Here is a 13662-nt window from a genome sequence, read left to right as displayed (position 1 = left end):
AAAACAAAAAAGAACCTGCCAACTTCCAGATTCTTTTTTGTATCATTTTCCCTTTTTAAAAGCCCGTAAACCCTCCAAATACGCTCGTTGTATAAATAATAATTTTTGTCATCCAGTCAAAATATAAAATAAACCCCATGCCAATCATTGCGTATCCGCCAACTTTCATCATGGAATTCATATGTTTTTTTAACCAATTCATTTTTCCAATAAAGAATGTCATGATAAAGAACGGAATAGAAAACCCAAGTGAATACGTTATCATGTACAAAAGACCGGATCCTGGGTTTGTCGCTGCAAGCGCCATAACCGATACTAAAATAGGTCCCGTGCAAGGAGTCCAGCCGGCAGCAAAAGCCATACCAATAAAAGAAGAACCTAAGAGTCCAGCCGGCTTATTGGCGAATTGAACTTTATGTTCCTGCATAAGAATTCGAGGCTTAAAAATCCCTAGTACAACTAGACCAAAGAAAATAATAAGAATAGCGCCAATCTGCCGAATTAAATCCTTATAGTTAAAAAACCACTGACCAATAAAGGATGTCGCAAAACCAATCATAATAAAGATAACAGAAAATCCCAGCAGGAAAAAAGCTGTGTGAATAAAAGCTTTGCGCTGATGTGACCTAGCGCCTTCCTTTAGCTCGCTGACTGATACTCCCGTTATGTACGATAAAAAAGCTGGATACAAAGGCAAACAGCAGGGTGAAATAAACGATAAAAAGCCTGCGCCAAATGCCAAAAATAAATTTAAATCTCCCACATTTCCCACTTCCCTTTTTTGTTCTTTTTGTTCTTTTTCGTTACCATTTTGTAACCAAATTGTCTTATCTCACTTCTTTCAAATAGTACCATTATCTTGTATAATTAGGTAAACGACTTGTTAGAAGGGATACATAGCATTGGCCAAAAAAGATATTCTATTAGCGATTGAAAAGAAACGAGAAGAACTCATCCGCATAGTCCGAGTAAGTGGATTAAACTCTCCACCTGCTATTAAACATAGTCAAGAATTAGATCATTTATTAAACGTTTACAATGAATTCCCTGCTCAAACAACAGAAACAACCTCTTCATGAAGGTTGTTTCTTTTTTTCACCTTCACTCTATCAATTCTTTATAAATCTCTTTTACTCCTGTTTCTTTATTGAAATTTTCCTCTTTTTCACTGTGCTGAAGCTGATACATATTATAGTACAAACCGCCTTTATCTAGCAGTTCAGCATGCGTTCCTTTTTCGACGATTTTCCCTTTATGCAATACTAAAATACAATCGGCGTGTTGAATAGTTGATAAACGATGGGCAATCGCAATCGTTGTGCGGCCTTTTCCCATATCTCTTAACACTTCTTGAATCGCTTCTTCCGTTTCTGTATCGATATGGGCTGTTGCTTCATCAAGAATAAGGATTTTAGGGTTTCGAATCACCGTTCTTGCAAATGCTAAGAGCTGACGCTGACCGCTTGATAAAGTTGAACCTCTTTCCACTAGCACTTCATTATACTTATTAGGAAGAGCTTCGATAAATGCGTGAGCTTGCACAAATTTCGCCGCTGCTTTTACTTGCTCATCAGAAAAATGGTCTTCATGCAGCGTAATATTTCGCTTTACGGTATCGGCAAATAAAAAGGCATCTTGCAGCACCAGCCCTACCTGATCTCGAAGCTGTTTATTTGAAAAGGACGACAGTGGTTTATTATCGATCAAAATGTCTCCTTTTTGCTGCTCATAAAAACGCATTAATAAATTAATGATGGAGCTTTTCCCGCTTCCAGTATGGCCTACTAAAGCCACTGTTTCTCCTTCGTTTACCGTAAATGATATATCAGAAAGCACATCTCGAACACCGTCATAGGAAAACGTGACGTTTTTGAATTCTACCGTTCCTTTTTGTACCCCCTGCTTTTGTTCTCCTGTCATCACTGGATTTTTTTCTTCCTCATCCATCAAATCAAATACCCGGGAGGCTGATACCATCGCTTGCTGATACATAGAAAGACGCTGCATCATTTCATTAACGGGCTCAAAAAAACGATCCAAATAGTTGATAAACGCGTAAAGAACACCAATTTTAACAGGACTGTCAGCTACGGAAATGCCAAAATAACTGAGCACAAGAATAACGGCTAAAATATAAAGAATTTCGACAGCAGGCCTCAGTAGCAAACCATCTAACTTAATATTGCGCATGCCCGCTTTGTAGTGCTCATCATTAATTTCTTCAAATTCCGAGCGAAGCCGCTTTTCTTGACGAAATAATTGAATAATGGACATGCCTTGCAAAGACTCATGAAGCTTGGCATTTAACTGACTTAGCTTTTCTCGGAGCTGTCCGTAGTAAATAGCGCTGTAATGCTGATAAAGCTTCATAAGTCCCCAAATAAACGGGAGAAGAACTAAACAGTAAAAAGCCAGCTTCACATCTAGCATAAACATCGCTATAAAAATACCAATCAAAAATACCCCATTTTGAATAAAAACCGCGATGACTTCTACAAACATTTCTTTCATAGCTTCCGTGTCATTTGTAATTCGAGAAACAAGGCTTCCCGTTGGCGTGTTGTCAAAAAAGCGAAGCGCCAGACGATGAACATGAGAAAAAACGTCAATTCGAATCTGCTGAATAATTTGAAGTGCAATATTCTGAAACTGCAGAAGCTGAAAGTATTGAACGACAATTTTTAAAAGCTGTAAAAGCAAATAACTGCTTGCAAGCCACACCAGAGGCTGAAGAGGCAAATACTTAGGAGTTAAATAATCGTCAATGAAAATTTTAATCAAAATGGGCCCTAATAAATCAGCAGCCGTAGCAATTAATAATAGAGTGAACGCTAAAAAAAATGATTTTTTATGCGGAATTGTATAGTGAAACAGACGTTTATGTACCGAAGAATGCTCAATTTTCATTTTTCGTCTCTCCTTCTTCTACCGCACGTTCAAGCTGCTGTCTATCGTACATATCCTGATACCAGCCGCTCACGCTAAGCAGTTCCTCATGAGTTCCTCGCTGAATAATTTTCCCTTTATCAAGGACAAGAATCAGGTCTGCATGAGTAACCGAGCTCAGCCGATGCGCTGTAATAATCGTTGTTCGATTTTGACGTTTTTGCCTCAACGCTTGTAAAATACCCGCTTCCGTTTTTCCATCTACCGCTGATAGCGAGTCATCTAAAATTAAAAGCTCAGGATCTAATAGAAGAGCTCTTGCAATCGAGATACGCTGTTTTTGTCCACCAGATAACGAAACGCCTTTTTCACCTACTATTGTTTGATAGCCATCTGTAAAATCGAGGATGTCTTTATGTACATTTGCAACTTTAGCCGCTTCTTGAATTTCTTGATTGCTTGCGTCTTCTTTTCCGAACGCGATATTAGCAGCGACTGTTGTTGAAAACAAAAAGTGATCTTGAGGAACATATCCAATGCTTTTGTACAGTGAATCAAAAGCATAATCTTTAATGTCTTTTCCTCCCCATAAAACAGCTCCGTCGCTTACATCAAATTCACGAAGCAACAGCTTTAAAAGCGTGGTTTTCCCAGCACCCGTCTTTCCGACAATCCCTAACGTTTGACCGCGAGAAAGTGTAAAGTAAATTTCGTTTAACGTGTATTCGTCTTCTTTACCATACGAAAACCTATGAATAACAGCTTCAATATTTCCTGTTGGCAGTTCAACACTAGGATGCGCTGCTTCTTCAATCGAATTTTCTTCTTTTAATAAAGAAAATACCCTGTCATATGATGCTCTTCCTCGTTCCACAATGTTAAATAGCCAGCCAAACGCGAGCATCGGCCAAATAAGAAGGCCCAAATAAGTTGTAAAGGTAACAAGCTGTCCCAGTGTTAACTCTTCACTAATCACCATCTTGCTGCCAAAAATAAGAGCAAGTAAAAAAGAAAGTGCTACAATAATCGAAATGGTCGGATCAAACAATGCATCTACTCGTGCTACTTTCATGTTCTTTTGAACAACATCTGCAGACTTCATACGAAATTCTTCGACATCAGCTGCTTCTTCCCCAAACGTCTTAATGACTTTAATTCCGCTAATGCTTTCTTGAACCTTATCATTTAAAGTAGAAAATGCTGCTTGTGCGTGATGAAACCGCGCATGAAGCAATGTACCATAGTAACTTGTTAAAACGGCCATAAGCGGCATAGGAATAAGGCAAATAAGCGTTAATTTCCAGCTGATTGTTAGGGCCATTGTGCATAGAACAAGCCCTCCTGTGACAATGGAATCCACGAGCGTCAAAACGCCCGAACCTGCAGTTTGTTGAATAGCTTGAATATCATTCGTTGCATGGGCCATCAAATCCCCAATTCGCCGCCGCTGATAAAAGGCCTGATTCATCCTGGTAAAATGAGTGTAGAGGGTATTTCTCAGCTGCTTGGCTAGTTTAACAGATGAACCAAATATCATAATACGCCATATGTATCTTGTGAAATAGGCCACAACAGCAGCTCCTAGCAAAATGCCAACCATCTGCATTAAGCGCTTTCCATTCAGCGTCCCTTCTTTAATGCCATCTACCGTTAAACCAATAATTTTAGGCGGGAGAAGTTCTAATGCTGCCACAATAATGAGCAGCGCTATCCCCGTTATGTAAGACTTTTTTTCCTGTTTGAAAAACCACCATAACTCTCGAAAAATTTTCATCGTATCCCCCTAGCCCCACAACCATTTTCTTATCTCTATCATAAAACAAAAGACACCCTTCTGAATAGAGAGTGTCTGTCCAATTAACCATTATTTAATTTGGCCGTTCATTGCTTTCATCATTTGGTTAATTTTTTTCTGCGATGGTTTCATGCCCATTTGCATCATCATCATTTTTAACATTTGTTCATTAATTGGTGGATTTTTCTTCAGATAGCTCATCATATACTTACGAGCAATGAAAAATCCTAGCGCTATCCCAACAATTAATGCTAGAACACCAACTAGAATATACATTCCCATGGTATTACTTCCTCCTTCGTGTTGTCTAACTTACAGTGTACTAGACCATACGCTATTATACAATATTTCCGTTCCAATTTCCTTAAATAATTACACAAATTTTCTTGTTTTCACAGGCCTCAGCCAGCCGTATTCATCCGTTCCATAATTCACTGCTAAAAAACAGGATCTAGCTTGCGTAATACTTCAAAAAAAGCTGTCTCAGCATCAACATTGCCATCTCCTTCAATTGTTATACAGCGATTCGTTAATTTTATAGATGCTCGACTTTTTTTATGAGGATATTCCAGCACAAATGTCTCTTGATGAGTAAAAAAATGAGGATAATGAGAAAACGCCTGAAGTAATTCTCGTTGAATAAATGAATTGGGCAGTTGGCGAGTAATGTAATGAACTTGTTTTTGTAAATGCGTTTCCTGCAAGTGACGTTTCATTTTATATTCAATCAGCAGCTGATAAATGAGCTTTTCTCTTCGAAAATAGGATGATGCAACTTCTTCCTCCATTAAATATACTTCATACGTTCTCACGATTCATCCTCCCTTTCGGCTCGTTCTTTTTTGTACCATTATACCGAATGGTGTACGCAATGCTTGTCTATCGATGAAAAAATTTCTTTGTTTTTTTGTCGAAAAAAAAGAGCAGACCATAGGAGTCTGCTCTTTCTTGTGAAAAAGAATTATGCATTAAGCAAGCTTTTCACTTTTGCTACTACATTTTCAACTGTAAAACCAAATTCTTTCATGATTGTTTCACCAGGAGCAGATGCACCGAAGTGATTAATACCAAGAACTTGTCCCTCGTCTCCAACATAGCGTTCCCAGCCAAGTGTAGAAGCCATTTCAATACCTAAACGTTTTTTCACTGATTTAGGGATAACACTTTCTTTGTACTCAGCAGATTGCTCTTCGAAACGATCCCATGCAGGCATACTTACTACAGATACATCAATGCCTTCTGCAGCTAATGCTTTTTGTGCTTCTACTGCTAGGCTTACTTCAGAGCCTGTTGCAAGTATTAATGCATCCGCTTGGTCTTTACCAGCTTTAGATACAACGTACGCGCCTTTAGACACGCCTTCGTATGCATTTTCTTTTGTACCTTCAAGCGTTGGCAAGTTTTGACGAGTCAATACAAGCGCCGTTGGGCGGTCAGTTGATTCTAATGCTAAGCGCCATGCAGCAGCTGTTTCATTTGCATCTGCAGGACGAACCACTGAAAGACCTGGCATTGCACGAAGTGATGGCAATTGTTCAATTGGCTCATGTGTTGGGCCGTCTTCTCCAACTGCGATACTGTCATGTGTGAATACATATGTTACAGGAAGCTTCATTAAAGCTGCTAAGCGAATTGCTGGGCGAAGATAATCAGAGAATACAAAGAATGTTCCTCCGAATACTTTTACACCGCCGTGTAGAGCCATACCGTTTAATGCAGCTCCCATTGCAAATTCACGTACACCGAACCAAATATTACGTCCGCTGTAATCAGCTGCAGTGAAGTCTTCTGAACCTTTAATCATTGTTTTATTTGACCCAGCTAAGTCAGCTGAACCGCCGAAGAATTGAGGTACAGCTTGTGCTACTGCGTTTAATACTTCTCCAGAAGAAGCACGGCTAGCTAAGCTTGAACCCGTTTCGTATGCTGGAAGCGTTTCTTCCCAGCCTTCCGGTAACTTTCCTTCTACTGCTAGTTCAAATTGACGACCTAGTTCAGGATATTTTTCTTTATACTGTGCAAATACATCGTTCCATTCGTTTTCTTTCTTTTGGCCATCTTCAGCAATTGTAGCTTTGAAGTGAGCATACACTTCTTCTGGCACATAGAAGTCTTCTTCAAATGTCCATGCATAAGCTTCTTTTGTTAATTTTGTTTCATCGGAACCTAATGGAGAACCGTGCACGCCAGAAGTACCCGCGTGGTTTGGAGAACCAAATCCGATTGTTGTTTTTACTTCAATTAGCGTTGGGCGTGTTAAATCGCCTTTTGCTTCTTCAATTGCGTTTGCAATCGCTGTCAAGTCATTGCCGTCTTCAACGCGAATTACTTGCCATCCGTAAGCCTTGAAACGATCTTCTACGTTCTCAGAGAACGAGCGATCTAAATCTCCGTCTAAAGAAATATCATTTGAATCGTATAAAACAACTAAGCGTCCTAATTTTAAGTGTGCCGCTAATGAAGCTGCTTCAGCAGATACACCTTCCATTAAGTCTCCGTCACCACAAATACCATACGTAAAGTGGTCTACAATTTCTAAACCTTCTTTGTTGTATGTTTCAGCTAAATGACGTTCTGCCATTGCTTTACCAACAGCCATTGCAATACCTTGTCCTAGTGGACCAGTTGTTGCATCAACACCTGCTGTATGACCGAACTCTGGATGACCTGGTGTTTTGCTTCCCCATTGACGGAAGTTTTTAAGGTCTTCAATTGATAAGTCATATCCAGCTAAATGAAGCAAGCTGTATAATAGTGCCGATCCGTGTCCTGCTGATAATACAAAGCGGTCACGGTTGAACCAGTTTGGATTCTTTGGATTGATGTTCATAAATTTTGTCCACAATGTATATGCCATTGGAGCAGCTCCCATTGGCATACCTGGGTGACCTGAATTTGCTTTCTCAATCGCATCGATTGATAAAGTACGAATTGTTGCAATCGAAAGATCTTCAATACGTTGTGTCATACTCTTCATTCCTTTCAAAACTATGTACATATGTTATCATACTAATGATTTGCTTATTTGTACAATACTTGAACCAAAAAAATTTCCACTTTTACAGTTTTTGTGTGCCTTATTAAAAATATACAAAAAACTAGAGGGAACTCTCCCTCTAGTTTTACTAGAACGTCTTAGTGAAGACGCTTCTTTTTGCTCTCTTTTAACTTCTTAGGCGTAACATCTTTACCTTCCTCGTCCACAACTTTAATCGTATGGAGGTGGTTTGTCATAGATTGTCGGAAAACTTTTAAATATTCCTGACGTAGCTCTTGCTGTTCTTTCGCTTCAGATTCTGTCAGACCTTCAGCCTTTGCCTTTTTTGAAAGAGCATTAATACGAGCAAGTTTATCTTTTGATAGCATATAAAACCTATCTCCTTATAATCAATAATTAAAATTACCGAACCGTTCCGGCAACATGTAGTCATCTTACTAAATCTCTTTCGTTTTATCAAGAGATTGAGCACTCTCTTGATACTCTTGATAGCGACGATGTACCGTTGCTTTTGAAATATTATAACCAAAACCTTTTAGCGTAACTGAAATTTCAGCAAAGGTTAAGCCGTTATGACGAAGGCGGACAATTTCTTCAATCGGCGCTTCTTTTTTTCTCTTCCTGAGTTAACTCCTTGATTTTTTAAATTTTGCTGCGGACGATAACCGTTTTCTACGGCTCTTTTCATTCCTCTTTTAATTTTAGCGTTATGTAATTTCCGCTGATGCTCTTCCACTAAGCTAATAATATCTAACACCATCGAATCAGATTCTGAAAGCTGAAGCTGACCTTGATGACTAATCGTATAGATCGTAGCATTTTCTTTATGAAAAGCATGAAGAAGCGCAATTCGGGCATTTCCTCTGCCTAATCGCGTTTCGTCTTGAATGAGCAGCACAGATATTTTTTCTTCTTTCATTGTATGAAGAACATCCAATATACCCTCTCTGTCTACGTCATATCCGCTTGCTTTTTCCATTACGACTTTTTTTACGTTTAGATGGTGAAGATCAGCAAGCTTTTTTAATTCTTCTTGCTGGCGCTGTAAAGATGTTTCTTGGGTTTTTTTATCCGTACTTACACGGCAATAAATAATGGCGTCCACTTTTATCACGACCTTTTCGGCTTCTAACAATATTCAGGAACGGCCGTTACACACTACTGTTCAATTGCCACTTGATTATGTAACTCTTTTTTTAAAACAGGAATATATAATTTATCTCCAGGAGATAAAGACTGGGCAGTGTCTGAGTTTAGATCATTGACGTCTTCAACCCATTTGACAAATTCATTGGTGGTCAAATGATGGTGATTATGATACTTGTTGGACAAGTCCCAAAGCGTATCTCCTTTTGTAATAGTAACCGTTGAATATTTGTCTAAATCTACTTTATCCGCTCCTAAAACCAGCGTCAATACATATGTAAGTGCAGCGATAACTGCAAAAAAAATAGCGTAATGTTTCATAGAATGTAAGAATTGGTGCATATTATGATCCCCCTATCAGAATATATGTTCTTATTTTATTGAGAACATTTGTTTCTGTCAATGGAATTCTTCGAACTTATGTTTGTATATTGACACATCACGTGGTATAATTCACCTAAAGAATAGCTAAAATCGAGGTGAAAAATATGAAGCTATCAAAACGTCAACAAGACATACTAGATTTTATTAAGCACGAAGTAAAATTAAAAGGTTATCCGCCTTCTGTTCGTGAGATTGGGGAAGCGGTGGGATTAGCCTCTAGCTCCACTGTACACGGGCATTTAGCTCGTTTAGAAAGTAAAGGGTTAATTCGCAGAGATCCAACAAAACCAAGAGCAATCGAAGTTCTTCAACTAGACGAAGTAAACATCCCTAAAAGCAATGTCATTAATGTTCCTGTTATCGGTAAAGTAACAGCGGGTCTTCCTATAACAGCCGTTGAAAATGTGGAAGAATATTTCCCTCTTCCAGATAAATTCGTTTCTCCAGATGATCATGTATTTATGCTTGAAATTATGGGAGAAAGTATGATTGAAGCAGGTATTCTAGATGGCGATATGGTAATCGTACGTCAGCAGCAAACTGCTAATAACGGAGATATTGTGGTCGCTATGACCGAGGACAACGAAGCAACGGTAAAACGTTTCTTTAAAGAAGAAAATTTCGTTCGTTTACAGCCTGAAAATTCAACGATGGCGCCTATTATTCTTCGCCACGTAACGATTTTAGGAAAAGTCACTGGTGTATATCGCACGATTCACTAATCACACACTGTATGTAAAACCAACTAATCATGATGTTAGTTGGTTTTTTACGTTTGTTTTCTAAAAAAATTGGCATATTATAAATGATACGTCGAATCATTACAGGCAGGTAGAGCGGTTTTTATAAAGCCTGTTTTACCTTTTACTTTCTGTCTGCATTTTTTCGACTCTCAAAAAAAATACAACCGACTATAAGAAGGATGTAGTTTATGACCAATACACCAAGGAAAACAGAACCATTTCAAACTATTATGCCTACCAAAGCAATGAACATGTTTCTTTTTCCTTTTTCCTTTGATCGAAAAAATAAAGAGCAGCTTGTTCATGCACTAGAAGCAAATATGTTTGAGTTTTTTTCCATTCAAAACAAACATGTAGAAAAAGAATACTACGGAGAACAGTATTACGTATCTCATGATAGCTTGGATCAATATTTTCTTCCTTACATTGAATGTATTCTATTTCCTGATTCGTGCGAAAAAGAAGGCTTGCTTCGATTTTCAAAAAAAATAGACCATACCGTTACGCTACAAACTTCCTCCACCACCGTGTCTAGCAACGTGCTGTCTGTGGATGTTTTTTTATGTCCTTTTGAAATTGGCGTCATGACCATTCGCACTGAGATGAGTCATAATCATTACACCTATGATGACATTTTAGAATTCATGAATCATTTTCGTGTATTAGAACCGAAGCTTGCTGAAGAGCATGGATCCACCATTACCTATGAACATCATCGCTATAGCAAAGTACAGGATTATATTTTTTCACAGCTCGCGCCATTTTTGAACGAACACATCAAAAAAGAAGCGACGCGTGAACAGCACGTCGGGAGTCTTCCTTATTTTATCGATGAACGGATGTTTGTATTAAGTTATGTAACGGTAAATCAAGAGCAAGAGATTAACTCCACAACTTTATTTCGTACTGGGCAGCTAAATAGCTATACGCCTGACGGGAAACCGTTTATCTCTGCACACAACCATGAGTATATTAAAACGTATAATACCAAACACGTGTATTCCAGATGGGCTCCTGAAACCTATTACGTTATAACAGACCATGTGTTTTCGTGTATTTCTAAATCGACAGACTCTAAAACGGATCAGCTTTTGATGAATCATCTATTTGGCCAACATTACTATAATTTATTTTTGCATTTTTTCTATAAAATCGTGTTGCTAAAACTATCCTATGAGTATTCTCAGCTCACGTTTCATAAAAATTCAGAGGGCATCGAGCGACTAATTCGCTCTATTACTGTATTTTCAGGTAAATATTTATTTTTAGAAATTAGCTCTCGCACGGAAGGTCAAGAGTTTTCTGTGCTCTTTAAAAAAATCTTCCACATCAATTCTCTTTATCAAGAAGTCAAAGAAACCCTTGGTACTTTGTATCAAAATCAAGAGAAAATCGCGGCCAAGCGTCACAATTACTTATTATTAATTTTAACGATTTATACCGTTCTTTCCGGTATTTACGGAATGAATTTAGTTATTAGCAAGCTAAAGGGAAACATCAATTGGGATAGTATGAAGCAGTTTTCTATCTTTGAATATATCGCTTTAATAGTAGCTTTATCAGGAATTCTGATCAGCATTAGTCTCGGAGTGAGTTCCCTATGGAATTTATTAAAAGATCGATTTAAAACATAAAAGCTGTTCGCATCAGAAAATACATTATAAAAAAGAAGAGATTGAGACATAACTAAACCAAGCAAGTCTAAAGGGAAACAAATGAAATAAATAAGCTAGCAGGGATTGCTTGTGACATCGCAGTTGATTTCCGTGCAAGACTTCGCTTTCCGCGGGCGGCCGGTGAGCCTCCTCGTCGCTTGCGCTCCTGCGGGGTCTCACCCCTTCCGCTTTTCCCGCAGGAGTCTTCGTCTTGCCCTCCAATCAACTGCTGGAAAGAACTAAACAAATGAAACCTACGTGCACCATAAAAAACGAACCACTAATCAAACATGATGATTAATGGTTCGTTTTTCGCTTCGACTAAAATCCTTTTTTCCCAACCTCTTTTATCTATTACTAAATCACTGCCTACTCCACTGAACCTTTTATTACACGTTGTGCCGCTGTTGTAATTTCAGAACAATCTAACATTATACTCTATAAGAAAAATATATACAAAATAATAAAATATGGTATCATAGGGTAGGAATTTTGTACCTTATCTTTGAAATAATTTGCAGGAGGTAATATGCTTAACTCATTTTTATCCAAAAGCCTGATTCTTTTATGTGTCATGATTCTTACATGGTCTCTATGGGGCAGTTATAGTGCGATGACAAATTCATTGGACTTAAAAGGCTTGGCTTTAAGTAATTCATTTATTATTGAAGGAATATGTATCACTTTCCTTGTCATTTTTCTAATAGCTATTGCAAGTAGATACATGAACAAAACTGTTTTTTTTATTTCACTGATTGTTTTGACCTTAGGTGTTCGATTAGCATGGATGCTTTCTGTTCAAACACCTGTAAAATCTGACTTTCTTGTCATGTTAGATGCCGCACGTAATATCGCAAAAGGAAATTATGAATTTAACCAAAGCGTTTATTTCACTACATGGGTATATCAGCTAGGCTTTTCATTCTATGAATCTATTGTTATTCGCTGTTTTGGAGATAGCATTTTTACATTAAAATTGTTAAATATTTTTTATTCTACTGGAACCGTTATTTTTATTTATCTAATTGGCGCTAAAGTATTTAACGAACTTGCTGGGAGAATGGCAGCTTTCCTATATGCGTTCTACATTCCGAACATTCTCTACAGCTCAGTGTTAACCAATCAGCATTTAGCTACTTTTTTATTTTATGCAGCTTTTTACCTTATTATAAAAAGATTTGCTCATAACAAGTTTAGCTGGCTTTATATTGGTCTTCTATTGTCGTTAGGAAATTTAATGCGCCCTCTGGGACCCATTATTATCGTTGCTGTTTTCATTTATTTCATCTTGCAAATTCTTCAACCTTACATTAAAGCGAAGGATGCTGCTGAGTTAAAAACTCGTCGAAAGAAAATAGGAAAAAACCTCGTAGGCGTACTGGCTACTTTTTTTATTGCAAATGCGCTGATCAACTACTCTTTTGTAGCGAGCGGTATTTCTAAATATCCTTTAAGTAACAGAGATCCTTTATGGAAATTCGTTATTGGCTTTAATTATGAAACAAGCGGTTCTTATTCTTCAGAGGATGCTAGTCGTTTTATGGGTATGCCAATTGGAGAAAAACGAGCTGAAGCAGAAAAAGAAGTAATTAAAGAGCGAGTAGCAGATAAAGAGCAACTTTTAGATCTCTTTCACATTAAATTCCTGAATATGTGGGGAGGAACGGATGCATCTACATTTTGGAGTATTTCATTAACTCCTCAAGAAGATGTACCTTTTAATAAAGAGAAATTAATTAGTGCTGCTCAAAGTTATGAAAGAATCATTTACGTTTCAACTACTATTCTTTCCATTATTGGACTTATATGTTTATTCCTGAAGAAGCAGGATAAATATCCGTATACACTGTTTTTATTACTAATCATAGGATACGTTCTTATTCACTTGCTTATTGAAATTCAAACTCGCTATCGATTCTTTATTTTCCCAAGCTTTATGCTGCTCGAAGGGTTTGGTATTTCAGTGATTCTATCTTATTTACTAGTACGGTTTACTAAAAATAAGACCCAGGCAAAATGTGAAGAGATAAATTAAATGGAAGGGATTATGCAACC

The 13662-nt window shown here is 37.7% G+C and carries 13 protein-coding genes and 1 pseudogene; 4 read left to right on the top strand and 10 right to left on the bottom strand.

The window, feature by feature from the left end; translation table 11 throughout:
* Window positions 1-55: 55 nt before the first annotated feature.
* Window positions 56-763, bottom strand: coding sequence for a cytochrome c biogenesis CcdA family protein (locus ACXAE4_RS07550; protein WP_028411361.1), 708 nt, complete (start codon window positions 761-763; stop codon window positions 56-58).
* Window positions 764-902: 139 nt separating this feature from the next.
* Here ACXAE4_RS07550 and ACXAE4_RS07545 point away from each other — a divergent pair, with 139 nt between their 5' ends.
* Window positions 903-1079 carry an aspartyl-phosphate phosphatase Spo0E family protein gene (locus ACXAE4_RS07545; protein ID WP_013084718.1) on the top strand — a complete coding sequence of 59 codons (177 nt, stop codon included), beginning with the start codon at window positions 903-905 and terminating at the stop codon, window positions 1077-1079.
* Between the two features lie 22 nt (window positions 1080-1101).
* On the opposite strand, the gene ACXAE4_RS07540 is transcribed toward ACXAE4_RS07545, so the two are convergent.
* The 8 genes and pseudogenes from ACXAE4_RS07540 to yneA all read right to left on the bottom strand — a co-directional run bounded on the left by ACXAE4_RS07540 (window position 1102) and on the right by yneA (window position 9167).
* A complete protein-coding gene (locus ACXAE4_RS07540; RefSeq protein ID WP_028411362.1) occupies window positions 1102-2907 on the bottom strand; it encodes an ABC transporter ATP-binding protein in 1806 nt (601 codons plus the stop codon).
* Window positions 2897-4660 (bottom strand): ABC transporter transmembrane domain-containing protein, encoded by a 1764-nt coding sequence (locus ACXAE4_RS07535; protein WP_048019870.1) that lies wholly within the window; start codon window positions 4658-4660, stop codon window positions 2897-2899. The genes ACXAE4_RS07540 and ACXAE4_RS07535 overlap by 11 nt, the downstream gene beginning before the upstream one ends.
* A gap of 90 nt (window positions 4661-4750) precedes the next feature.
* Window positions 4751-4963 (bottom strand): YneF family protein, encoded by a 213-nt coding sequence (locus ACXAE4_RS07530; protein ID WP_013058772.1) that lies wholly within the window; start codon window positions 4961-4963, stop codon window positions 4751-4753.
* A 155-nt stretch (window positions 4964-5118) separates the two neighbouring features.
* Window positions 5119-5493 carry a sporulation inhibitor of replication protein SirA gene (sirA, locus tag ACXAE4_RS07525; protein ID WP_475235774.1) on the bottom strand — a complete coding sequence of 125 codons (375 nt, stop codon included), beginning with the start codon at window positions 5491-5493 and terminating at the stop codon, window positions 5119-5121.
* Between the two features lie 149 nt (window positions 5494-5642).
* On the bottom strand, window positions 5643-7649 hold the full coding sequence (gene tkt / locus ACXAE4_RS07520) for a transketolase (RefSeq protein WP_013058774.1): 2007 nt from the start codon (window positions 7647-7649) through the stop codon (window positions 5643-5645).
* Between the two features lie 167 nt (window positions 7650-7816).
* The gene (locus ACXAE4_RS07515) at window positions 7817-8047 is read right to left on the bottom strand and encodes a DUF896 domain-containing protein (protein ID WP_013058775.1); all 231 of its coding nucleotides are present in this window, start codon (window positions 8045-8047) and stop codon (window positions 7817-7819) included.
* 69 nt (window positions 8048-8116) lie between these two features.
* Window positions 8117-8784: pseudogene (locus ACXAE4_RS07510) on the bottom strand (YneB family resolvase-like protein).
* Window positions 8785-8837: 53 nt separating this feature from the next.
* Window positions 8838-9167, bottom strand: a complete 330-nt coding sequence (gene yneA, locus ACXAE4_RS07505) for a cell division suppressor protein YneA (RefSeq protein WP_028411366.1) — start codon at window positions 9165-9167, stop codon at window positions 8838-8840.
* 146 nt (window positions 9168-9313) lie between these two features.
* Between yneA and lexA the strand changes: the two genes are divergently transcribed.
* Both lexA and ACXAE4_RS07495 read left to right on the top strand, forming a co-directional pair.
* Window positions 9314-9931: a transcriptional repressor LexA gene (gene lexA / locus ACXAE4_RS07500; RefSeq protein ID WP_013058778.1), complete on the top strand. Its 618-nt coding sequence runs from the start codon at window positions 9314-9316 to the stop codon at window positions 9929-9931.
* A gap of 209 nt (window positions 9932-10140) precedes the next feature.
* On the top strand, window positions 10141-11586 hold the full coding sequence (locus ACXAE4_RS07495) for a magnesium transporter CorA family protein (RefSeq protein ID WP_028411367.1): 1446 nt from the start codon (window positions 10141-10143) through the stop codon (window positions 11584-11586).
* Window positions 11587-11653: 67 nt separating this feature from the next.
* Here ACXAE4_RS07495 and ACXAE4_RS07490 read toward each other — a convergent pair whose 3' ends face one another.
* Window positions 11654-11854 (bottom strand): hypothetical protein, encoded by a 201-nt coding sequence (locus ACXAE4_RS07490; protein ID WP_223546232.1) that lies wholly within the window; start codon window positions 11852-11854, stop codon window positions 11654-11656.
* A 282-nt stretch (window positions 11855-12136) separates the two neighbouring features.
* Between ACXAE4_RS07490 and ACXAE4_RS07485 the strand changes: the two genes are divergently transcribed.
* Complete coding sequence (locus tag ACXAE4_RS07485) at window positions 12137-13642, top strand: ArnT family glycosyltransferase (protein WP_028411368.1); 1506 nt, start codon at window positions 12137-12139, stop codon at window positions 13640-13642.
* The last annotated feature ends 20 nt before the right edge of the window (window positions 13643-13662 follow it).

The sequence above is a fragment of the Priestia sp. ABM2_011 genome (assembly GCF_056158845.1).
Note: the sequence above shows the minus strand (reverse complement) of the source record. Positions and strands in the feature narration are given on the sequence as shown.